Source organism: Pseudomonadota bacterium, assembly GCA_030859565.1.
Taxonomy (GTDB): Bacteria; Pseudomonadota; Gammaproteobacteria; order JACCXJ01; family JACCXJ01; genus USCg-Taylor.
Map to the genome: position 1 here is coordinate 1 of JALZJW010000040.1, position 21,819 is coordinate 21,819.

Genomic DNA, 21,819 nt, shown 5'->3' on the forward strand with positions numbered 1-21,819 from the left:
GTCTTATCCTCGATCAGGAGGCCGCGATGTTCATTGCCGAGCGGGTCGAGAATAACCTACCCGCGGCAAGTCAGGAGATTGAGAAGCTCCGGCTTTCCTTGCCGAGCGGCAAGGCGGGCCTCGAGGATGTCGTCGCGGTGGTCGCGGACAGCAGCCGCTATGACGTGTTCGCCCTGGTCAATTGCGTGTTGGAAGGGCGCCCGGCACGATCCCTGTCCGTGCTCGCCGGATTGCGCGCCGAGGGTACCGAAGCCGCGCTCGTGATCTGGTCTCTGGTGCGCGAGCTGCGGATCCTATGCCGCTTGGCTTATAACCAGGCGCGCAAGCTTCCTTTGGAGCCCTTGTTCGAGGAATTCCGCGTCTGGGATCGGCGTAAAGCGGCTTTGAAACCGGTGCTGCGGCGCCACACCGTCGCCAGCTTGCGGGAGCTGCTGCTGGCCGCCCATCAAGTAGAACGCGCCATCAAAGGCGCAAGCCCAGGAGATCCGTGGCTCATGCTGGCGGAGGTGGCGATCGGCCTCGCCACCAGCAATGCCTCGCAACGGAAGCGGAATTACAATGAAAACGAGTGACCTAAATAGACCCGGCGTACGGTGTCGTTGGCTAGAATGGTCTCCGGCGCGCCCTCCGCGATGATGGTGCCTTCATTTACGATATAAGCCCGATCGCAGATCCCCAGGGTCTCGCGGACGTTATGATCGGTAATCAAGATCCCGATCCCGCGCGCCGCAAGCTGTTTGATGACCTTCTGAAGATCGAGCACCGAAAGCGGATCGACGCCGGCAAAGGGTTCATCCAGCATAATGAAATCGGGCTCCGCCGCCAGTGTCCGCGCGATCTCCGTGCGCCGCCGCTCGCCTCCTGACAGGGTTTCGCCCACACGATCGGACACGTGGTGAAGATGGAACTCTTGCAGCAGGTCCGTCAGCCGGCGTTCGCGCTCAACCGGATCGATGACCGATCGTATATCCAGTACCGCCAGGACGTTGTCCCTTACCGTGAGTTTTCTGAAGATGGAAGACTCCTGCGGGAGGTAGCCCAGTCCTAAACGCGCGCGCTGGTCCATCGGCAAGGCGGTGATGTCGCGGCGGTTGAGAAACACGGCGCCGGCGTCATTCGGCACGAGACCCACGATCATGTTGAAGCTCGTGGTCTTGCCCGCGCCATTCGGACCGAGCAAACCGACGACTTCTCCGCTTTTAACGTTTAGGCTGACATCCTTGACGACCTGCCGCGCCTGATAGGTTTTGGAAAGGTGCCGGGCGCTGATGACGTGGGTCGATTGTTCGCCGGGTTTATTCTTTTGGTCGAGATCCACCAGCGCGGGAGCCGCGATTGGTTCCGTCCGGCTCCGTTTTCTTGGCCGGAGGAATGATGATCCGTACCCGGCCATCGTCCGCGGCCCCGTTGTCATCGGATAGCTCGCCGGGGCGCGCCTTTCTTGCTTTAAGGACATTGCGAGCGGTATCGTAGGTCATGTGGTGGCCGGTGTAAATCTGCCCCCGTTGCACGATCTTGGCCTTGTCGGTCAAATGGATCAGTTGCTCTTGCGTCTGATACCTCATGTTGAGGGCCTCGCCCTCGATATCCTCCTCCTCGTTGTCGGGGCGTTGCCGGTAGGTCGCCGGGCTGCCTACCAAGAGCGCCTCTTTCAGTTGTTGATCAGGCGTGTATTTCAAGGTGAGGGTGTGGCCGGTGAAGTGCGTGCTCCCTTGGATGACGATGACATTCCCGCGGTAGATCGCAACCCCTATCTTATCGTCGATTTCGACGAAGTCCGCCGTGACTTCAATCGGTTGATCGCGATCGGTGGACAACGCGGCGGCGGCCGTGACAAAGAATAAACCTGCCAGCAACACGCTGGAGTTAATGCTTTTCGTCATAATGAGTCCGCACGTTTTTCAGCAATTCGACCAGGCCAAACGCGAGCCGCGCACGCATCCCGATTCCCCGGGTGATGGACGTGGGCGTGATGATCGTGGTGGCGCTATCGGTTTCAGCATAGCGCTTTTTGGGCAGTATCCTGAGATCGGGCGCTTGCACCTCTATCTCGCGCACGCCCTTGGGGTTTTGGCGCCACACGCTCACGTTTCCGTACAGCAAGACGGTATCGTTGTCGGCCTCGATCCATCCCGAGTCGGCACGGGCGAACCACGGCGCCTTCGGATTATCGCTATACAGCTCGAGGGTGGGATGAAGGAGTTGGGTGGCGTCATCCCCGAAGTGGAACAGGCGCTTGGCGCGGAGCCTGCTTTCGAGCCTGCCGCCCTCGTCCATGGCGGTGCGGACGAAGTTCTCCATGTAAGAATCCGGTTCATCCGGGCCGGCCGCTTCGCGAGTGATATTTTGCTCTTCCAGGGCCTCCAGGATCCAAGCGGTGGTGCCGGCACAAACGCTAAGTGCGATCACCCCTGGCCAGTGCTTTAGCTTGCGGAAGCTTAAGACCGTCACAGAAGCTAAGGCTAGCTCAAGTACCGGTCGTAAAGGTTTGCGAGCGCGCCTTGCGCATCCAGGAGCAGTTCGCACAATTCGCGCACGGCGCCGCGTCCGCCGGGTTGCCGTGTCCGCCAATGCGCATGCTGACACACTAAATGATGGGCATCGGCCACGGCAACCGCAAGTCCGGCGCGGATCATGACCGGCAAATCCGGCACATCGTCTCCCATGAACGCCGCCTGCTCGGCGCTCAAGCCGAGCTCGCGGAGCAGGGCATTGAAGATCGATAGCTTGTCGGAGGCCCCCTGGTAGACGTACCGTATCCCGAGCTCCGTCATGCGCTCTTCGACCGCCGCCGAAGAGCGTCCCGAAATCACGGCAATGTGTAAACCGGCTTCGCGCAGCATGGCCAGCCCCTGCCCATCGCGGGTGTGAAACACCTTAAACTGCTCGCCTCGATCGCCTAGGATCAGGCTGCCGTCGGTCAGCACTCCGTCCACATCGAATGCGGCGAGGCGGATCTTCGCGGCCCTGGCCTTGACCCGATGCAGCGGTTCCACGAGGTCCGCCATGACGGGAACGTTACAGGACCCCGGCGCGCAGTAAATCGTGCATGTTCAGTACGCCGCGCAGATTGCTCTTTTCGTCGGCGACTAACAACGCGTTGATCTTGTGCCGCTGCATCAGATTGAGCGCTTCGGCCGCGAGGCAGTCTTGGCCGACGGTGACGCATGCGGGCGTCATGACGCTCCGCATGCGTGCTCGATGGACGTCGACGCCGCGGTCCAGGGCGCGGCGCAGGTCGCCGTCGGTGAAGATACCGGCGATCCGCAGCCCGTCCTCGACGATCGCTGTCATACCCAGGCCCTTCCGCGACATTTCCACCAGCGCGTCCCGCAACAGCGCCTCGCTGGTGACCACCGGGATCTCGTTTCCGGTATGCATGAGATCGGAAATACGCAGCAGCAGCCGCCGCCCCAGTATTCCGCCCGGATGCGTCTGCGCGAAGTCCGCGGCGTTGAATCCGCGCGCCTCGAGAAGGGCGATGGCCAGCGCGTCTCCCATGGCCAGGGCGGCGGTCGTGCTCGAAGTCGGCGCCAAGCCCAAAGGACAAGCCTCTTGCGCCACGCTGACATCCAAGTTCACGGAGGCGGCGCGTGCGAGGGTCGATTCGGGCTTGCCGGTGAGAGCGATGAGCGGGATCCCTAGGCGCTTAATGAGCGGCAGCAAGACGATAAGTTCCACGGTTTCCCCGGAGTTGGACAGCGCGAGCACCACATCCTTGGTGGTGATCATGCCCATGTCGCCGTGGCTGGCCTCGCCGGGGTGGACGAAGAACGCCGGGGTGCCCGTGCTGGCCAAGGTGGCCGCGATCTTGCCGCCGATATGGCCGGACTTACCCATGCCCAATACCACGATTCTGCCCTCGCAACTCAAAAGATAACGGCAGGCGCCGACGAACTCCGGGCCGATGCGCGCGCCGAGAGCGGCCACGGCTTGCGCCTCATTGTCGATGACGGAACGTCCCAAGGCTTTCAGCCGTTCGCCGGCAACGCGTTCCTCTGGGGGATGGTCACGCATGAGTCAAAAAATTTCGGTACGCTAGTAGCGCGTCAAGGGGAAGAAACCCGTTTATCATTTTCAAATACACCAAGCTTTGGGGTGAAATTCTATGGTAAGTGCGTGGGATTTGCATGCGGACTACATTACGACCAGCCGTCAAAAGAACCCGGATCCTGATGCGTCACGATGATCTCAAGCTCTGGGTAACCCAGATCCTCAAGACAGGCGAATTCCAGCTCAGCGCGGCCTCGAGCGACGCTAGCTTCCGGCATTACTGGCGGATCCAGCATCGGGATCGCTCCTATATCGTGATGGATGCGCCGCCCGAGCGGGAGACTTGCGACGCTTTCATCGACATCGCCAAACGTCTGGGAGAGGCGGGTTTGAATGCCCCCAAGGTATTGGCTGGCGATCTTGCGCGTGGGTTTTTGCTCTTAACGGATCTCGGAACCAGGCTCTATCTCGACGAGCTGCATGCGGACAACGCTGGGCAGCTTTATAGCAACGCCTTGAACGCCGTCGTCGCGATGCAGGTGCGCGCCAATGGCCGGGGACTCCCCTATTACGATCGCGATTCTCTGATGCGGGAGATGGAGTTGTTTCGGGGATGGCTGCTAGCGAAGGAACTCGATCTGCGCTTATCGGCCGGCCAAAACGCGTCGCTCGACGCGACCTTTGCATTTTTGGCGGAATCGGCCTTGTCGCAACCCCGAGTCTTCGTGCACCGCGATTTTCATTCCCGAAACCTATTGGTCAGCGCGGGCAAGGATCCCGGGATCCTCGATTTCCAGGACGCGGTGATCGGGCCTGTCACTTATGACGTTGTTTCTTTACTACGGGATTGCTACATTCGCTGGCCACGGGAGGAGATCGAGGCCTGGGCGGCGGAGTATTACCGGCGGGCGCTCGAACATGGCATCTTAAGTGGCGTCAGTCTCACGGAGTTTTACCGCTGGTTCGATCTGATGGGCGTGCAGCGGCATCTCAAGGCCAGCGGAATATTCGCGCGTTTATGGCATCGCGACGCTAAACGCGGCTACCTCAATGATATTCCTAGAACGCTCGCGCACATTGCCGATGTGAGCGTGCGCTACCCGGAATTGGATTCGCTGCATGTCCTGATGGTCGCAGAAGTCATACCTGCAATTAACGAACGGTACGCGCGATGAAGGCGATGATCTTGGCCGCGGGCAAGGGGGCGCGCATGCGCCCCTTGACCGATCGTCTGCCCAAGGCGCTCCTGCAAGTCGCGGGCAAAAGCCTGATCCAATATCAAGTCGAGCGCTTGGCGCGCGCGGGGATCACGGATATTACCGTCAATCACGCGCTGCACGGCGATCTCATCGAGCAGACGCTGGGGACCGGCGCAGCCTTGGGCACCTCGCTGCGCTATTCGCGCGAGGGGACCGAAGCGCTGGAAACCGGCGGGGGTATTCTAAGGGCGCTACCGTTCCTGGGACCAGGGCCGTTTATCGTGGTCAACGCGGACATCTGGACTGACTACCCCTACGAAAAATTAGCGGGCCAGCCGCAACGGTTGGCGCATCTAGTGCTGGTGGATAATCCACCGCACCATCCCGCGGGGGACTTCGCGCTCAGCGGGCATGGCGTGGCATTGTCCGGGGATCGCCGGCTAACCTTCGGCGGGATCGGCGCCTATCGGCCGGAACTGTTCGACGATTGCGTGCCGGGCACGTTTCGGCTCTCCGCGGTGCTACGCATCGCCGTATCCCATGGCTTGGTGACCGGGGAGCACTACCGGGGAGTCTGGGTGGACGTCGGCACGCCCGAGCGATTGTTAACGGCAGAGAACCTCGTTCAATCGCGGCGCTGACCCCCGAAGCGATGCAGTATGGTATCTGCATTGCTTCCCGTTAGTTTTATGCGCTAGTGCGCTTTTTCGGTGGTTACCATGACCTTGACTAATGACCTCGCCTTGGTGCTAAGCGGCGGCGGCGCCCGCGGCGCCTATCAGGTGGGATTCGTGCAATCACTGGCTCGCCGGCATCCGGAACTAGAGATCCCCATCATCACCGGTGTGTCGGCCGGGGCCATCAATGCCGCCTATCTCGCCAGCCAACCCACGGGCTTTCTCGAACGGGCGGAGACGCTCGCGGGGCTCTGGTCGGGCTTGACCACCGACCAAATATTTCGCGTTGATCTCTTATCGCTCGCGCGCAACGTCGCGCGTTGGAGCACCCGGTTGCTCTTAGGGCGGTCTTCAAACCGCGTGAGCGCGCGCAGCATGGTGGACACGGCGCCTCTCTGCGCCATGTTGGAACGCCTGCTCCAGCCCGCGCACCGTTATCTGCCCGGTATCGGGCACAACCTCGCCCGCGGACGCCTGAAGGCCGTGGCCATCACCGCCTCGAGCTATTCCACCGGCCAGTCCGTGACCTGGGTGCAAGGCACCGAACCGGTCCATTGGGAACGCGGTCACCGGAAACTGGTGCGCTGCAAGATCCGGCTCGATCATATCTTGGCGTCGGCGGCCCTGCCCTTGCTCTTCCCCGCCGTACGCATCAACCGCCGCTGGTTCGGCGATGGCGGGATCCGGATGACTGCCCCCCTCGCGCCCGCGGTACATCTCGGCGCCGAGCGCATCCTTGCCGTCGCGACGCGCTTCGTTAACGGCCGTGATGCGATCCCCTACGTCGATACCTATCCCCCGCCGGCTCAGGTCGTCGGCGCATTGTTCAACGCCATCTTTTTGGATGTTTTCGATCACGATGCCGCGCGGCTCCAGCACGTCAACGAGCTGATCGGCAAGATCCCGGTGCAGGAGCGCGGGGATCTCCGTCCCATCAAGCTGCTCTTGCTCCGGCCCTCGCGCGATCTCGGGAAGCTTGCAAGCGAGTACGAGGCCGCCCTCCCGCGCGCGTTTCGGTTCATGACCCGCGGACTCGGCACGCAGGAGACCCGATCCAATGACATCTTGAGCTTGCTCATGTTTCAGCCCGACTATCTCGCGCACCTCATCGAATTGGGATATGAGGATGCCGAGGCACGGCGCGGCGAAATCGACGCCTTCCTGGAATCATAGCTGCTATTTCGAGTCGCCCGCGAACGCCTCGCACCTGAGCCCGCAGCGCCTCGATCGGGATCGATCCGCCCCCGCGAACGGGTCTACGACCAGCGGCGCCGCCTTCACCAGCGCGCGGCTCACCTCGAGATAGGTGCGTTGCGCCGCGTGCCGCGACACCTCGGCAATCGGGAAGTCCACCTCGGCGAGGCGCTTGCAGTCCTTGGGGATCATACGGGCTTCGGCGGCTTCCAGAGCCGCACGATGAAGCGGTACTCCTCCTCGATCAGGTCTGGTTCCGTGCCGTTGTGTGCCCGCATGGACTGGACGATGCGGTTGCGCACGCCCATACCGAGGTGCTCCACGTAGCCGTAGTCGCGCAGGATTTCCTTCAGCAGCTCGTTTCGGGCCGTGCGCAGACCTTCCTTCATCTTCTCCACGGTCACCCCATTGGGCAGCCTTCCGGGAGAAATCACCTCGAGACGATCGCTAAAGAGTGAGACCTCGATATCCGTGCCGATGATCGTGTAATCGCGGTGGGCCGTCGCGTTCACCACGGACTCCCGGACCGCGTCGAGCGGGAGTGCCTTCCTTCGGTGTCCGCGCCCCCCTTCAAGCCAGGCTGTTGTCCCCATGTTTTTCGCGACGAAATCGACGGTTCGATCGATGACGCCCTTCTCCATCGGACGATCGCGTCTGCCTAGCAAGGAGACGAGCGGCCCTCGAATAAGCTCTTCGTCCGTGGTGTCATAGTCCTTCTCGGTGCGCGGAAAGGCAGTCGCCGTAACGCCTGCTTGCGGGAGACGGCGATTGGGGTTCTCGCCGAAGAGAAGGAGGCCAGCGACCGTCGCGAAAGCCGCTCCCCCGGATTCCGCGAGAAGGTCTGTATTCAGGAGCAAGCGCCGCCAGTCGTCGACGTTCGAGCGATCCGGTGTCTTGCGCTTGAGGATGTCTCGGAAGTAGTTCTCGACGCGATTCAGGTCGAGACTCTCCAGCCCCATCTCGGACACCGGCTTGATGTCGTACCGCACGAGTCGAGACGCTTGGTAGAGGCGTCCCTCTTCTTCGCGGGTAGCTTCCCGTGAGGTGCTCCCGACGCGAATGAAGGCGATCCAGGCGCCGCCCCGCTTCGCCTTGTAGGGTTTACCGGGACTGTCCTCAGGGAGTCCGATCACGCCGACGACCTTGCCGTCGTCCATCGCCAGGGACCGTCATACAGGGATGATCTCCGGCTGGAGATTGTGCCGGGCGATGTCCATGACCCATCGCTCAGCCTCTTCGCGGCTCCGCGTGGAGTCCTGTGATCGCGCCATTGTCTTCCACCCCGAGGAGCACCAAGCCTCCTTCGAGGTTGAGCAAGGCTGCCATCTCTTTCGCAAGCGAGTCCGGATGGACATCGTCGCGCTTGAACTCGACCCCCGAGTTCTCGCCGTTACCGATGATCTCCTGCGACTCCGTCTTGTTCATTCTCCGGTCGCCTCCTCAGAACCCGTACTTCCGCCGGCGTCGCTCGAACGCTTCTTTCCCGCCCTCGAGTATCTCCTCCACCAACTCGCGCACCGGCTTGGCATCGATCGAGCCCATGTGCTCGGAGGCGATGCGCGCGTGGCCCCGTTCGGCCTCGCCGGATGCGGTGAGTCCCACGATCAGCTCCGCGTCACCCAGCACCGGGATGTTCGCGTTGTGGGTCGAAAAGATGAACTGCCGGCGCTGCTTCTCGTCGCGCATGCGCGGCACGACGCCCTCGGTGATAAAGCGGTTGTCCAAGTCATCTTCCGGCTGATCGACGATGAGCGGTGCGTCGGATTCCAGCAGCAGCAGAAGGAGCACCGCCGTCGCCTTCTGTCCGGTCGAGAGGTCTTCGAGCGCCTGCCACGCGGGCGGATTTCCGGCCGGCGCGGTGTTGAGCCGGATCGATGTGGTCGGCGGGAGGTCGAGCTCCTCGATGCGCATCAGCACCTCGGGCTCGGCCTTGGCGAGCCGCTCGGCCTGTGCCGGGGTGATGCTGTACGCCTTGTTTAACGCGTCCGTGCCCGCCCGGCACGCCTCGACGAATTGGGTCAGTGATAGGGATTGGACACGAGCGACTCGATGGCCTCGGACAGCCGGCCCCCGACCTCATCACGCAGCGTCTGGAACAGCGGCTCGCGGTCGCCGCCCGCCGTGACCTCGACCTGCACCTTGTCGCGCAGCTTCTGGTTGACCTTCTTCGCCGCGCGGTCCAGGCGGCGGAACTCCTTGGCCTTGAAGTCCTCCCACTCGGCCAGCAGCGCCCGGCGTCGGTCGGCGTGCTCCTTCTCCAAGCGCCGCACGAGGCTCTGGCGCTCGCGCAGTGGTCGGAGCTCCTCGATCTGGCGGCGCAACCGGATGAACTCCTCGCCGTCCACACGCGACTTCTGGAGCTCGCGGAGGATATTTTCGTAGGCGGCCTGGACGTCCTTCTTGCGCGTCTCCCACTCCGCGCGCACCGCGGCGACCCCGTGATCCGCACGCTGCAACGCCTGCTCCAACTCCTTGGTGATGCGATCGAGATCGCGGTCGAGCTGCGCGAAGACCTCGTTGGCGCGCGCCAGGATTTCCTTGCCCGGAAGGTCCTCGAGCGCCTTGGCCGACAGGAACACGCGGTCGATAGGGATCTCGCGCTTCAGGCTCTCCAGGCACTCGCGGAAGGGGGCCAGGCGCTCTGGAATGGAGGAGAGTACGCGCTCCTCGCGCACGAGCAGACTCTGCTCCTTCAGTCGCTCCTCGAGGTCCTCCTCTCGGAAGCGTTCGAGCATCTCTTCGAGACCCGGCAGCGCAGCGAGACGCTTCTCGATCTGCCGGATCTCGGCTCGCGCGTCGAGCAGGCTGCGCCGGCTCTTCTCAAGGTCACGCCGCAGGTCGCTCTTGCGGCGTGGAAGCGACTCGTCACGCTCGACGAAACGGTCAAGCAGGCGCGTAAGCTTTTCGCGACTCTTGGTGAGCTCGGTAATCTCGTGCTGGCCGAACACCTCGACGCGCGGGAGTACGTCCTGTGGCGAGAGGTTCGAGACCTCGCCCTGGTCGTCCCGCACCAACGGCGGGTTGGGAATGGTGCGCTCAATGCGGTACTCGCGGACCGCCGGCCGATGTGCGCGGACGAGCAGAGAGATTTTCGTGCCGCTCTTCAGCACGTGCCGCACGATGCCTTCGTGCGCCTTCCGCGCCTCGTCGCCGACAGCGTCGAGTGCCAGAATGGAACGGATGCTCTCAACGACGGTCGACTTGCCGGTGCCGCGCCCGCCGACGAGGACGTTTAGGTTGGGGTTGAAATGGATTGCAGCGTCCTTGAGGAACCCTTCGGTCTCCCAAGTAAGCGCAACCAGCTCCGCGTGCTCCTCCGGCTCGAGCTTGCCCTCCTTGGGATTGAGCCGGATGCGGGAGCCCGGATCGAGGAAGGCCTGCCGCAAGCCCTCGACGCTCACCTCGGACATCTTGATCCAGCAGGAGGCCGAGGGGTCGTCGAGGTCCTCGGGCTTCACGATGTCTCCCGCGTTGATGACGGCGACCGCGAGGCCATCGCCGGCAGCGTGCTCGCGCAAGTAGTCTGGGTTCTTGTTCTCGACGATCTGGCGCACGTCCTGAGGCAGATCCTCGACCGGGCCGGGGATCTGAATCGCGAGCAGGTGCGCGGACTGCCACGCCTGAATCCGCGGCTTGCCTGTGAGGACTCTGAAGAGCCCGTTGTCGTTCGTGACATGCGCGGCAACGGCAACGCCCCCCTGCTCTCGGACCTTTTCGACGATTTCGACGAAGCTCTGGTTCGCAAGGTCAGAAGAGGGCGCCGTGTTCCTGATCCCGAACTCGCCGAGGAGCCGTTGGAGCAGTCCGTCGTCGGTTTCTCGAGGGTAGATGCACAGGACGTGAATGCCCTCGCTCGAAGAAAGCTCGAAGCCAGGGAATACGTGGATGCCAGAAGCCCCCGTGGCGCTCCGGAACGCGGGCACGCTGCTTACGTCGTTGTGATCGGTGATGGCAAGCACCGAGACGCCGATTGCGGCGGCCTTTTCAGCGATGGCCTGCGCGTGCGCTCTGGCATCCCCGCCAGCAGCCTTCCCGCGGAAGGTCGCCCCGTAGTGGTGCGGGTTCACCTGGAGGGCGCAGCGATGAAAGACAGCGCCCGCTGGAAGCGCCTTTGCTTTGGCGATCGGATCCTTGGAAGTCACTCTTTCTCTCCGTAGGGCGGCGAGTCCTCACGCACCTGCATCGGCTTCGTCATAGCGTTAGCAGCTGGCCATAGCGGTGGATTCGTCCCTCCGCTGCTCGGGCCGGATCCCGACCAGACCGGCGACCGGGATACCGGCCCCGTTCGATTGGACCGTTTCGACCCGCATCGGCTCGCTAAACTGCGGGCCGCTGACGACTTGTCCGGCCGCGAGTTCGATCGTAGTCATGTTGTTGGGGGCTGAAGGGTATTGCCTTATGGTACCCGAACCGCGGGGAGAATAGAGAATAGGACCTTGAAGCCCAAGTGCTGTTCCGCTGGGTCCGCGGAGCTTTCGGGTATAATGCCGGCCCATGTTCAAGCCACTCGGTCTCTACATCGGCCTGCGCTACACGCGCGCCAAGCGCCGCAACCACTTCATTTCGTTTATATCGATGATTTCCATGCTCGGGGTCGCGGTCGGCGTGACGGCGCTCATCACCGTGATCTCGGTGATGAACGGCTTCGAGAAGGAATTGCGGGGGCGTATCCTGGGGGTTACCGCGCATGCGACCATCGTCGAGCGCGGCCGGCCCTTGCGCGATTGGCGGGCCGTGAGCGCGGCTATCGATCGCGATCCCCGCGTACGCGGGTCCGCACCTTTCATACGCGCCGAGGGCATGGCGACGCGCGCGGGCATCGTGCATGGGGTGATCGTCGAAGGCGTGTTGCCGGACCAGGAACCCAAAGTTTCGGTGGTGGGGGAGCGCATGCGCACGGGCAGTTTGGCGGATCTCAAACCGGGCGGGTATAACATCTTGCTCGGCGCCGCCTTGGCGCGATCCCTGCGCGCCGAGGTCGGGGATAAGATCACCTTGGTCGTACCGCAAGCGACGGCGACGCCCGTGGGCATCCTACCGCGGCTCAAGCGCTTTACCTTGGCGGGAGTGTTCGAGATCGGCATGCACGAATACGACGCCGCCTTGGCCGTGGTCCATCTCGAGGATGCGGCGCGCTTGTTCCGGATCCAGGAGGGCGTGAGCGGCATCCGCATCAAGGTCGATGATATGTTCGCCGCGCCGCGCATCAGCCGCGAGCTCATCCGCGGCTTACCCGAACACTATGCGGCCGTGGATTGGACCCAGCAACACGTCAATTTCTTCCAAGCGCTGAAGACCGAGAAGATCGTGATGTACGTGATTCTGATGCTGATCGTGGCGGTCGCGGCCTTCAATATTATTTCGACGCTGGTCATGGTGGTCACCGACAAGGCCGCCGATGTCGCCATCCTGCGCACCCTCGGCTTGACACCGAGGGGTATCATGTCGATCTTCATCGTGCAAGGGACGGTGATCGGCTTTGTCGGGACCTTGCTCGGGCTGCTGGGCGGGGTGCAGTTGGCGACCCACGTCGATACCTTGGTCCCGGCGATCGAGAATTTCTTTCAGACGCAGTTTCTACCCCCCGATATTTACTACATCAGCGAGCTGCCCTCCGACATGCGCTGGCCGGATGTCATCCGCATCACCGTGATCGCCTTCACCCTCTGTCTCTTGAGCACCTTGTACCCCGCCTGGCGCGCCTCCCGGACCCAACCCGCGGAGGTCTTGCGTTATGAATAACGGGGTGGTGCTCTCGTGCCGCGAGCTGCAGAAATCGTTTTGCGAGGGCGGGCTCGAGGTCCACGTGCTCAAAGGCATCGATCTCGCGGTCGCGGCCGGTGAATTGATCGCGATCGTCGGCGCCTCCGGTTCCGGTAAGAGCACCTTGCTGCACCTGCTCGGGGGATTGGATGTGCCCACGGCCGGCACGGTCGAGGTTTGGGGTGCGCCGATGAGCGCCTTGAGCGAGGCCAAACGCGGCGTGTTGCGAAATCGCACGCTGGGGTTCGTGTACCAGTTTCATCACTTGCTGCCCGAGTTCACGGCCCTCGAGAACGTCTCCATGCCGCTTTTAATCGCCGGGGCGAGGCCGCGCGATGCCAAGGCACGCGCGGCTGAAATACTCCAAGCCGTGGGCCTAGGCCAGCGCTTGCAGCACAAACCGGGGGAGCTGTCGGGCGGGGAGCGTCAGCGGGCGGCGGTGGCGCGCGCGCTGGTGACGCGCCCCAAGTGTGTTTTAGCCGATGAGCCGACCGGGAATCTAGACGAACATACGGCACGACAGGTGTTCGAGGTCATGCTTGAGCTTAACCAGGCCTTTGGGGCGACCTTGGTGATCGTGACCCACGATATGCGCTTGGCCCAGCGCATGAACCGCGTGCTGCACCTGACCGAGGGGCGCTTGGAAAACTCTCAATAGCCGGTTTTGCGGCGTTGGTTTCGGCGCGCTTTCAGGCGCCGGAGGAGGTGCAGCCGCCACAGGCACTGAACGCTAAAATAGCCGACCACGGCGCTGGCGGCCCCGAGAAGTAGACACCCGAGCGAGAAAGGCGCCCAACTTTGGACGAGCGTCCTTGTGACCCAGTCGATGGTCGGGTCGAAATCTGCGTTGAGGGCCGGTAGGCCCAGCAACCAGGCGCCTATCTTATAGGCAATCACGCTGAAAGGAACGACAGTGACAGGATTCGTTGCCCAGGACGACAGGACCAGGACCGGGAGGTTCACCCGCAACGCGACGGCGGAGACGGCCGCGAGCGGGGTGTGGACGGGTAGCGGGATAAAGGCGATGAAAAGACCGGTGGCGACGGCCCAGGACGCGGAGCGGCGGTTAATATGCCATAAGCTCGGATCATGCAAGCGATGGCCGAGAAAGCTGACGAAACGGTTACCGGAGAGCTTATGCTTGGCGGGCTGGTAACGCTTAAAGAATTCCTTGGGATGCACGCTGCTGATCTCCGTTGGGATGCCGTTGATTCCCGGCGCGCCGGCTGCGACGCTAGCGGTATACTGATGGTGTGGATTCTGGTCGTCAAGGAAGACGTCACGTGCGTACGGCAACGCTAGCTTTTCTGCTCGGCGTCTTAGCGCTATACCCGTTTCCCGATCTGCCCGATGCCCGCTTGGGCGCCGCCGCCTTGCCGCTGCTCGCGGCGTCAATCCGGTTTCGCTCCCTGCGCGTTCCGGCGTGGTTTGCGCTGGGGTTTGCCTGGGCCTTGCTCCGGGGGTCCTGGATCCTCGCCGCCGGGCTATCGCCGGCGCTCGAAGGCGAGCCCCTCGTCATCGAGGGAACCGTGGCCGGTCTTCCGCGCGCCTACGAGCGTGCGCTAAACTTCGATATGGACGTGGCGGCGGTGACCGCAATGGGTCGGGACTGGCCCTCGCCAGGGCGCGTGCGCCTGAGCTGGTACGGCCGGGAGCGCATCCTCGTTCCCGGGGAGACCTGGCGATTCGCGGTGAAGCTGAAACGTCCGCACGGATTCATGAATCCCGGCGGCTTCGATTATGAAGGCTGGTTGTTTCAGCACCGCATCCGCGCGCTCGGCCATGTCATCGATAGCCCCCGAAACCGGCGCTTGGAGGCCGCTCGCGGCGCCCTGGTCGATCGCTTGCGCCAGCGGCTGGCGCTGAAGCTCGCGGGGGTGGCGCGGCAGTCATCCCAGGGTAATGTGTTGACGGCTCTGGTGGTCGGGACGCAGAACGCCATCGGCCCGGAACAATGGCAGGTCTTCAACCGCACCGGCACCTCGCATTTAGTCTCGATCTCCGGCCTGCACATCGGACTCATCGCGTTCCTTGGCTTTTGGGTGGGCCGGTGGCTCTGGTCCCTGCCGGGATTTACCGTCCTGTACCTGGCCGCCCCGCGTGTCGGCGCGCTCTGCGCAACGCTGGCCGCGCTCGTGTACTCAGGTCTCGCGGGCTTTTCGGTGCCCACGCAGCGTTCCTTCATCATGGTCGCGGTATTGATGAGCGGGATCATAGTAAACCGCTTATTTAAAACCATCGACCTGTGGTTCATCGCGCTTTTGCTGGTGCTGATCCTGGACCCGTTTAGCGTGCTGGCACCGGGCTTCTGGCTGTCCTTCGGGGCAGTGGCCTTGATCCTTTACGGGATGCGCGGGAGGATCGCGCCTTCGGGCCTCTGGTGGCGGATCGCGCGCCTGCATATCGTGGTGGCGATCGGCTTGACCCCGGCGCTGTTGCTGATCTTCGGCCAGAATCCCAGCGTGGGTCCGGTCGCGAATGTTCTCGCGGTGCCGTGGGTGAGCGCGGTGGCGGCGCCGTTGGCCTTGGCCGGCACGGCCTTGTGCTTTGTCTGGGAGTGGGCGGGGATCGCCTTGCTGAATCTAGCGCTTAAAAACCTGGAGTGGCTTTGGGTTTATTTACAGTATCTATCGGAACTCGACTATGCCACCTGGGTGCGGGCCGTTCCGGTGCGTTGGATCGGCGGGGCGGCGTTTATCGGAGTTTTGATCGTGCTCGCACCGCGCGGCATCCCGGCCCGTTGGCTGGGCCTCGTGTGGTTGCTCCCGCTCCTGGTTACACCGCCGCAGCGCCCGAAAGAAGGAGAGCTTTGGTTCACCTTGCTGGATGTCGGGCAGGGTCTTTCCGCGGTCGTGCAGACCCGCGACCGCACCTTGGTATACGACACCGGGCCGAGGTTCAATGAGCGCTTCGACGCCGGCCGCGCGGTGTTGGTCCCCTATCTCAGGCAACACGGCATCGAGCATGTCGATACGCTCGTCATCAGCCACGGCGACAGTGATCACACGGGCGGGCTCGGCAGTCTGCTGGCGGAAGTCCCGGTGGGACGAATTCTTGCGAATGGCCCTATCGGCGGCCGGCGGGTCTCGGTGTGTCGAGGCGGTCAGCACTGGCGATGGGGCGAGGCGAACTTTTCGCTGCTGCATCCCGCGCTCGATGCGAACGGTTCCGACAACAACCGTTCCTGTATCCTCAAAATATCCCTCGGGGACAGGTCGGTATTGTTACCGGGCGATATCGAGGCCGAGGCGGAACACGAGTTATTGAAGCACCATCGGGAGAGTCTGAAGTCGGACATCTTGGTGGCCCCCCATCACGGCAGTAAAACCTCGTCCACGGTAAGCTTTATCAAGGCGGTCGCCCCCGGCTACGTGCTTTTCGCGGTGGGCTATCAAAACCGCTACCGCTTTCCTGATGCCGCCGTCCTGCGCGCCTATCGGGCGGCTGGCGCCATCCCATTGCTCAGCGCGGAGGAAGGCGCGATTCGGTTTCGCTTTAGCCCTGGCGCCCGCCGCGCTCCAGAGTTCTACCGTAAACAGACGCAGCGGTTTTGGCGGGCCGACGGGGTCAGGTCTCCTATCTTGCATACACTCAAACGATGATTGCTACGGTATTCGGTGTGTCGTCTTCTACGGTGAGTCGTGAAGAATATTGAAACGGCCAACGCCGTTGGCTGCAGGTAAACCGCTTTCAGTATCTGCGATTGCCTGTCGCCGAGCTGCGCCATAGCCGTGAGCAGAAGGAGCGGGTGGGGGTGCGGCTTTCAGCGCTGACCCAGGCGGATCCGCAGCTGCACGCCCCCCTCGGCCGTGTGACGACCGGGCTGCTCATCGCCGAGGGTCTGGACCCACGGGCGTATGCGAATAGCGGCGCTGGGGCTGAACCTCAAGGAGAGGAGCAGCGGTCAGCATAAGGGGCAGATCAAGATCAGCAAGCGGGGCTCCGGGCCGGCGCGACGCGATCTCTATCTCGCGACCCCCACAGGTGGCTGATCCCGGAACGCCGGAACACGCGAATCGATGCATCAAGTCCATGCCGTAGAGCATACTTGCATTTCGATAAAATCACGTGTGAAAGATCGGTATGGGAAACAGCCAGGTAACTACCAGAAAAAAAGGGGGCTTGACAAAGCTATGACAGGATGCGGTGAGCCGCGCGAACCGCATCCATACGCGCCGCTTGCGCGCGTCCGAATCCCAACTATATCTGAGCGAAACGCGGACATCTACTTTCTCGACGGCGCTGCCGCCTGCTGCCGTGCCTCCAACACCTCCGCGACGACCCGCATGAGGGCATCCCTGCCGGTCCAGGGGCTTATGATATTTGAACGCGGCGATCGGTGGTCCCTCGGCGTAATGATGTTGTCTCATGAGCTGCTCCCCCGCGTGTTCAAATGCTTTGCCTCCGAGTGATGGGCGCGAATCCGGGCAATACTTCGAACGCGCTCCACGAGGCATTCTACCTCGCAACGCGATACCCTAGGCTGGATGTATCGAAGCGACTTCCATTACCGCCTGCCTCCGGAACGCATCGCCACCTATCCCGCGGCCGAGCGCGGCGCGAGCCGCTTATTGTGCCTAGACGCGGCGACGGGCGCGATTGGCGATGGCAGGTTCGCGGACATGGTGGATCTGCTCCGGCCCGAGGATCTCTTGGTCTTCAACGACACCCGCGTGATAAAGGCGCGGCTTTATGGACACAAAGATAGCGGCGGCGCGGTCGAGGTGTTGCTGGAACGCGTGCTCTCCAAGCGTCGCGCGACGGCCCAGATCCGGGCCAGCAAACCGCCGCGGGGCGGGACCCGTATTACGCTCGCGGGCGGACCCGCCTTAGAGGTGCTCGGGCGCCATGAAGAATTCTATGAAGTCCGGCTTTGCGCCGCGGGCGATCTCTTCGAGGTGATGGCGGCGTCCGGCCATGTCCCCTTGCCCCCCTACCTCCACCGTCCGGACGAGGCCGTCGATGAAGAACGTTACCAGACGGTCTTTGCCCGCCGGCCCGGGGCGGTCGCGGCGCCGACGGCCGGTTTGCATTTCGACCGGCCGCTGCTCGCCGCGATCAAGGAAAAAGGCATCGCCATGGCGTTCGTGACACTGCATGTGGGTGCGGGAACCTTCGAGCCCGTGCGCGAGGAGCGCATCGACGATCACCGCATGCATCGGGAGCGCCTGGAAGTGACGGAAACCGTATGCCGGGAAGTGCGCGCCGCGCGTGCGCGCGGCGGCAGAGTCATTGCCGTGGGAACCACGAGCGTGCGGGCGCTCGAGGCGGCTTCCGCGAAGGGTGCGCTGCGCCCGTATTGCGGCGAGACGGATATTTTCATTTATCCTGGTTACCAGTTTAAGACCGTCGCCGCGATGATCACCAATTTTCATCTCCCCGAATCCACGCTGTTGATGCTGGTGTGCGCCTTTGCGGGCCGTGAGCCGGTGCTGCGCGCGTACCGGCACGCCATCGCAGAGGGGTACCGGTTTTATAGTTATGGGGACGCGATGTGGGTGAGCCGATCATGATGGAATCATCGCCGGGCGAGCGGATGAAATTTGATCTCCTCGCGAGCTCGGGTGCGGCGCGCCGCGGACGCCTTCGGCTCTGCCGGGGCAGCATAGAAACTCCGGTCTTCATGCCGGTCGGGACCGTGGCCACGGTCAAGACCGTGACGCCCGAGGAGCTCGCGGGTTCCGGTACCCAGATCGTGCTCGGCAACACGTTTCATCTCATGCTACGGCCGGGGGTGGACGTGGTGGCGGCCCACGGGGGTTTGCATGCCTTCATGCACTGGCCGGGGCCCATACTCACCGATTCGGGCGGTTTTCAGGTCTTCAGTTTCGGCGATTCTCGTACGGTCTCGGAGCAGGGGGTCGTGTTCCGTTCGCCCGTGAACGGCGATCGTATCTTCCTCGGACCCGAGCGCGCCATCGAGGTCCAGCAGGCCTTGAACGCGGACATCCTCATGGTCTTCGACGAATGCACGCCTTATCCGGCGACGGCGGAGGCGGCCCAAGCTTCGATGGAGCTGTCGCTGCGTTGGGCGGAACGCTCGCGCAAGGCGCATCGCGGGCAGGCCTCGGCCTTGTTCGGCATCGTGCAGGGCGGCATGTACCCGATCCTGCGCGAGCAATCGCTCCGGGGCTTGGTCGAGATGGGTTTCGACGGTTACGCGATCGGCGGATTGTCGGTGGGCGAACCCAAGGATCTGATGTTCGACGTTGTGAGCCACGTTGTGGAGCGGATGCCGCCCGGCCGGCCCCGATACCTCATGGGTGTGGGCACCCCGGACGATTTGGTCGAGGCTGTGCGCCGCGGGATCGACATGTTCGATTGCGTGCTTCCGACCCGCAATGCGCGCAACGGCCATCTTTTCACCGCCCAGGGCGTGGTGAGGATCCGGAGTAGCGCCTACCGGATGGACACCCGCCCTCTCGATGAGACCTGCGCTTGCTATACTTGCCGGCATTACACCCGCGCCTACCTCCATCATTTGGACCGCGCCCGCGAGATCCTCGGCTTGCGCTTGAATACGCTTCACAATCTGCATTACTACCAATCCCTGATGCGGGAGATGCGCTTGGCGATTGAGCTCGGGCGTCTCGAGGAGTTCGTCGCGGACTATTATCGGCGGCGCGCGCAAACCGCTTTGCCTGTGGCATAATACCGCGCCGTTTAGGTGCTATAAGGAGGTCAAATGGAATTTTTCATCGCCGATGCTTTCGCCCAGGCAGCCCCCTCGCGGCCGGCGGCCCAGTTTTTCTTCGAAATCCTTCCCATCGTCTTTCTGTTCGTGGTGCTCTACTTCGTGATGATTCGGCCGCAGACGAAGCGCAACAAAGAGCACAAGAAGATGATGGAGGCCTTGGCCAAGGGCGATGAGATCGTCACCACCGGCGGCTTGCTCGGCCGGGTCTTGGAGGTCGGGGAGAACTTCGTGCTCATCGATGTCGGCAAGGCCGTCGAGGTCAAGGTGCAGAAAGCCCAGGTCGCCAACACGGTCCCGAAAGGCACCGTCAAGACCCTTTAGGCAAGCGCAATCGGCCTAGGCGATGAATCGCTATCCCTTGTGGAAAAACCTGCTCATCCTGAGCATTATCGTGGTCGGCGTGCTGTATGCGCTGCCGAATCTCTACGGGGAGTACCCCGCCCTTCAGATCTCCACGGCGCGGTCCGCGCCGCTCGATGCGGCCCTGGAAGATACGGTGCGCGCCGCGCTCAAGGAGGCGCAATTGAAACCACTGGCCCTCGAGCGCGATGCGCGCGGCCTGCTGGTGCGTCTCACCGATACCGAGGCGCAGCTCAAGGCCAATGATGCCGTGGCGGCGGCGCTCGGGCCGGACTATGTGGTCGCCCTGAATCTAGCGCCCGCGACCCCCGCGTGGCTGCAAGCGCTGGGCGCCAAGCCCATGTACCTCGGCTTGGATCTGCGCGGCGGCGTGCATTTCTTGATGGAAGTCGATATGGAGGCGGTCGTGCGCATGGCCGAAGAACGCTTTGTCTCCGATCTGCGTTCGGCGCTGCGCGAGAAAAAGATCCGCTATAAGACCATCGCCCGCGAGGCCGGCCGCGGGGTCCTCGTGACCTTGCGCGATGCGGCCAGTCAATCCGAGGCCGAGGATCTTTTCAATGAGGAGTTCCGGGATCTCACCTTCGCTCTTGAGAACGATTCGGAAGGGAGCGCGGTGCGGCTGAACTTGAAGGAGGATTACATCCGCGAGACGCGCAAGCTTGCCCTGCAACAAAACCTCACCACGCTACGCAACCGCGTCAATGAGCTCGGCGTGGCGGAGCCCATCATCCAGCAGCACGGCTTGGATCGCATCGTCGTGCAACTGCCCGGCGTGCAAGACACGGCCCGGGCCAAGGAAATCCTCGGCGCGACCGCGACCCTGGAATTCCGCATGCAGGATGAGGAACACGACCCGCAGGAGGCCGTCGAGGGTAGGACGCCGCCGGGCGCTAAGCTCTATCAGACGCGCGAGGGCGAAGCGGTGCTCTTGAAACGCCAGGTGATGCTGACCGGCGAATACATCATCGACGCGAGCTCGGGCCTGGACTCGGTCGATAATCGCCCGGCCGTGTTCATTACCTTGGACGGCAAGGGCGCGCGTATCTTCAGCCGCGCCACCCGCGACAACGTCGGGCGGCCCATGGGCGTGGTCTTCATCGAGACCAAAATCGACACCCAGAAGAAGGGCAATGAAACCATCAAGGTAAAGAAGACGGTCGAGGAAGTCATCAATATCGCCACCATTCGCGAGCAACTGAGCAAGCGCTTCCAGATCACGGGGCTGGATAGCACCGAGGAAGCGCGGAACCTCGCGCTCCTGCTGCGCGCCGGAGCGCTGGCCGCGCCGATCTCGATCATCGAGGAGCGCACCGTGGGACCGAGTCTCGGCCAAGACAACATCACGATGGGTTACAACGCGTCCGTCATCGGCTTCGCGCTGGTGCTGGTGTTTACCGCCATCTACTACGGGGTCTTCGGCTTGGTGGCCGATCTCGCGCTGACGCTCAATCTGGTGCTGCTGCTCGCGCTGATGTCGCTGCTGCAGGCGACCCTGACCTTGCCCGGCATCGCGGGCATCGTGCTGACGGTGGGCATGGCAATCGACGCCAATGTGCTCATCTTCGAGCGCATCCGCGAGGAATTGCGCAACGGCACCACCCCGCAGGCCGCCATCAACGCCGGCTATGAGAAGGCCTTCGCCACCATCGCCGATTCCAACCTCACCACGCTCATCGCCGCGGTCGTGCTGTTTGCGTTCGGGACCGGCCCGGTGAAAGGTTTCGCGGTGACCCTGTCGCTCGGAATCGTGACCTCGATGTTCACCGCCATCGCCGGTACGCGCGCCGTGATCAATCTTCTGTACGGAGGCCGGCGGCTCGCCCGCCTCGCGGTGTAGCCGTCACTTAACGGAAGCTCTGCAAAAGTGTCGCGAGCAAGCCCAGATGCGCGAAGCCGCGGAGCGAGTCGCGAGACATATCAGGTAGATAGGCGA

25 protein-coding genes and 1 pseudogene are annotated in these 21,819 nt (G+C 62.9%); 13 read left to right on the forward strand and 13 right to left on the reverse strand.

Annotation, left to right across the window (positions count from 1 at the left end; genetic code table 11):
- Positions 1–572 (forward strand): DNA polymerase III subunit delta (gene holA, locus M3436_07925; protein ID MDQ3564056.1); only part of this gene is annotated, 572 nt, incomplete at its 5' end.
- On the opposite strand, the gene lptB is transcribed toward holA, so the two are convergent.
- Genes lptB through M3436_07950 form a run of 5 tightly spaced genes read right to left on the reverse strand, consistent with a single transcriptional unit; the run spans position 554 to position 4,017 of the window.
- Entirely contained in the window at positions 554–1,318 is a 765-nt protein-coding gene (lptB, locus tag M3436_07930; protein MDQ3564057.1) for an LPS export ABC transporter ATP-binding protein, read from the reverse strand. The two genes, holA and lptB, sit on opposite strands and share 19 nt — an antisense overlap.
- Positions 1,296–1,883: a lipopolysaccharide transport periplasmic protein LptA gene (gene lptA / locus M3436_07935; GenBank protein MDQ3564058.1), complete on the reverse strand. Its 588-nt coding sequence runs from the start codon at positions 1,881–1,883 to the stop codon at positions 1,296–1,298. The genes lptB and lptA overlap by 23 nt, the downstream gene beginning before the upstream one ends.
- A complete protein-coding gene (lptC, locus tag M3436_07940; protein ID MDQ3564059.1) occupies positions 1,867–2,451 on the reverse strand; it encodes an LPS export ABC transporter periplasmic protein LptC in 585 nt (194 codons plus the stop codon). Before lptC ends, lptA begins: the two co-directional genes overlap by 17 nt.
- Positions 2,452–2,462: 11 nt before the next feature.
- Positions 2,463–3,008 (reverse strand): HAD-IIIA family hydrolase, encoded by a 546-nt coding sequence (locus M3436_07945; GenBank protein ID MDQ3564060.1) that lies wholly within the window; start codon positions 3,006–3,008, stop codon positions 2,463–2,465.
- A gap of 10 nt (positions 3,009–3,018) precedes the next feature.
- On the reverse strand, positions 3,019–4,017 hold the full coding sequence (locus M3436_07950) for a KpsF/GutQ family sugar-phosphate isomerase (protein MDQ3564061.1): 999 nt from the start codon (positions 4,015–4,017) through the stop codon (positions 3,019–3,021).
- A 158-nt stretch (positions 4,018–4,175) separates the two neighbouring features.
- Between M3436_07950 and M3436_07955 the strand changes: the two genes are divergently transcribed.
- From M3436_07955 to M3436_07965, 3 genes are all read left to right on the forward strand, one after another.
- Positions 4,176–5,168 (forward strand): phosphotransferase, encoded by a 993-nt coding sequence (locus M3436_07955; protein ID MDQ3564062.1) that lies wholly within the window; start codon positions 4,176–4,178, stop codon positions 5,166–5,168.
- The gene (locus M3436_07960; protein ID MDQ3564063.1) at positions 5,165–5,833 is read left to right on the forward strand and encodes a nucleotidyltransferase family protein; all 669 of its coding nucleotides are present in this window, start codon (positions 5,165–5,167) and stop codon (positions 5,831–5,833) included. The genes M3436_07955 and M3436_07960 overlap by 4 nt, the downstream gene beginning before the upstream one ends.
- A gap of 78 nt (positions 5,834–5,911) precedes the next feature.
- Positions 5,912–7,042 carry a patatin-like phospholipase family protein gene (locus tag M3436_07965; GenBank protein MDQ3564064.1) on the forward strand — a complete coding sequence of 377 codons (1,131 nt, stop codon included), beginning with the start codon at positions 5,912–5,914 and terminating at the stop codon, positions 7,040–7,042.
- Positions 7,043–7,045: 3 nt separating this feature from the next.
- On the opposite strand, the gene M3436_07970 is transcribed toward M3436_07965, so the two are convergent.
- The 6 genes from M3436_07970 to M3436_07995 form a co-directional block, all read right to left on the reverse strand.
- The gene (locus M3436_07970) at positions 7,046–7,255 is read right to left on the reverse strand and encodes a hypothetical protein (protein MDQ3564065.1); all 210 of its coding nucleotides are present in this window, start codon (positions 7,253–7,255) and stop codon (positions 7,046–7,048) included.
- Positions 7,252–8,220, reverse strand: coding sequence for a transcriptional regulator (locus M3436_07975; GenBank protein ID MDQ3564066.1), 969 nt, complete (start codon positions 8,218–8,220; stop codon positions 7,252–7,254). The genes M3436_07970 and M3436_07975 overlap by 4 nt, the downstream gene beginning before the upstream one ends.
- A 70-nt stretch (positions 8,221–8,290) precedes the next feature.
- A complete protein-coding gene (locus M3436_07980) occupies positions 8,291–8,488 on the reverse strand; it encodes an ATP-binding protein (GenBank protein ID MDQ3564067.1) in 198 nt (65 codons plus the stop codon).
- Between the two features lie 15 nt (positions 8,489–8,503).
- The gene (locus M3436_07985) at positions 8,504–8,980 is read right to left on the reverse strand and encodes a hypothetical protein (protein MDQ3564068.1); all 477 of its coding nucleotides are present in this window, start codon (positions 8,978–8,980) and stop codon (positions 8,504–8,506) included.
- 101 nt (positions 8,981–9,081) lie between these two features.
- On the reverse strand, positions 9,082–11,205 hold the full coding sequence (locus tag M3436_07990) for an AAA family ATPase (GenBank protein ID MDQ3564069.1): 2,124 nt from the start codon (positions 11,203–11,205) through the stop codon (positions 9,082–9,084).
- A 57-nt stretch (positions 11,206–11,262) separates the two neighbouring features.
- On the reverse strand, positions 11,263–11,433 hold the full coding sequence (locus M3436_07995; protein ID MDQ3564070.1) for a hypothetical protein: 171 nt from the start codon (positions 11,431–11,433) through the stop codon (positions 11,263–11,265).
- 124 nt (positions 11,434–11,557) lie between these two features.
- Between M3436_07995 and M3436_08000 the strand changes: the two genes are divergently transcribed.
- Both M3436_08000 and lolD read left to right on the forward strand, forming a co-directional pair.
- Positions 11,558–12,805: a lipoprotein-releasing ABC transporter permease subunit gene (locus M3436_08000; protein MDQ3564071.1), complete on the forward strand. Its 1,248-nt coding sequence runs from the start codon at positions 11,558–11,560 to the stop codon at positions 12,803–12,805.
- On the forward strand, positions 12,798–13,484 hold the full coding sequence (gene lolD, locus M3436_08005) for a lipoprotein-releasing ABC transporter ATP-binding protein LolD (protein ID MDQ3564072.1): 687 nt from the start codon (positions 12,798–12,800) through the stop codon (positions 13,482–13,484). Before M3436_08000 ends, lolD begins: the two co-directional genes overlap by 8 nt.
- Here lolD and M3436_08010 read toward each other — a convergent pair.
- A complete protein-coding gene (locus tag M3436_08010; GenBank protein MDQ3564073.1) occupies positions 13,478–14,122 on the reverse strand; it encodes a DUF2062 domain-containing protein in 645 nt (214 codons plus the stop codon). The two genes, lolD and M3436_08010, sit on opposite strands and share 7 nt — an antisense overlap.
- Here M3436_08010 and M3436_08015 point away from each other — a divergent pair.
- The 3 genes and pseudogenes from M3436_08015 (at position 14,110) to M3436_08025 (ending at position 16,800) form a co-directional block, all read left to right on the forward strand.
- Entirely contained in the window at positions 14,110–16,428 is a 2,319-nt protein-coding gene (locus M3436_08015) for a DNA internalization-related competence protein ComEC/Rec2 (GenBank protein ID MDQ3564074.1), read from the forward strand. The two genes, M3436_08010 and M3436_08015, sit on opposite strands and share 13 nt — an antisense overlap.
- Positions 16,429–16,529: 101 nt before the next feature.
- The gene (locus M3436_08020) at positions 16,530–16,739 is read left to right on the forward strand and encodes a hypothetical protein (GenBank protein MDQ3564075.1); all 210 of its coding nucleotides are present in this window, start codon (positions 16,530–16,532) and stop codon (positions 16,737–16,739) included.
- Positions 16,702–16,800 (forward strand): annotated as a pseudogene (locus tag M3436_08025) (hypothetical protein). The gene M3436_08020 and the pseudogene M3436_08025 overlap by 38 nt, the downstream one beginning before the upstream one ends.
- Positions 16,801–16,890: 90 nt before the next feature.
- Here M3436_08025 and M3436_08030 read toward each other — a convergent pair.
- A complete protein-coding gene (locus M3436_08030; GenBank protein MDQ3564076.1) occupies positions 16,891–17,196 on the reverse strand; it encodes a hypothetical protein in 306 nt (101 codons plus the stop codon).
- A gap of 117 nt (positions 17,197–17,313) precedes the next feature.
- Here M3436_08030 and queA point away from each other — a divergent pair, with 117 nt between their 5' ends.
- Genes queA through secD form a run of 4 tightly spaced genes read left to right on the forward strand, consistent with a single transcriptional unit; the run spans position 17,314 to position 21,723 of the window.
- A complete protein-coding gene (gene queA, locus M3436_08035) occupies positions 17,314–18,339 on the forward strand; it encodes a tRNA preQ1(34) S-adenosylmethionine ribosyltransferase-isomerase QueA (GenBank protein MDQ3564077.1) in 1,026 nt (341 codons plus the stop codon).
- Between the two features lie 23 nt (positions 18,340–18,362).
- Complete coding sequence (gene tgt / locus M3436_08040) at positions 18,363–19,478, forward strand: tRNA guanosine(34) transglycosylase Tgt (protein MDQ3564078.1); 1,116 nt, start codon at positions 18,363–18,365, stop codon at positions 19,476–19,478.
- Positions 19,479–19,511: 33 nt separating this feature from the next.
- Positions 19,512–19,844: a preprotein translocase subunit YajC gene (yajC, locus tag M3436_08045; protein ID MDQ3564079.1), complete on the forward strand. Its 333-nt coding sequence runs from the start codon at positions 19,512–19,514 to the stop codon at positions 19,842–19,844.
- A 22-nt stretch (positions 19,845–19,866) separates the two neighbouring features.
- Positions 19,867–21,723, forward strand: a complete 1,857-nt coding sequence (secD, locus tag M3436_08050) for a protein translocase subunit SecD (GenBank protein ID MDQ3564080.1) — start codon at positions 19,867–19,869, stop codon at positions 21,721–21,723.
- Positions 21,724–21,819: the final 96 nt, after the last annotated feature.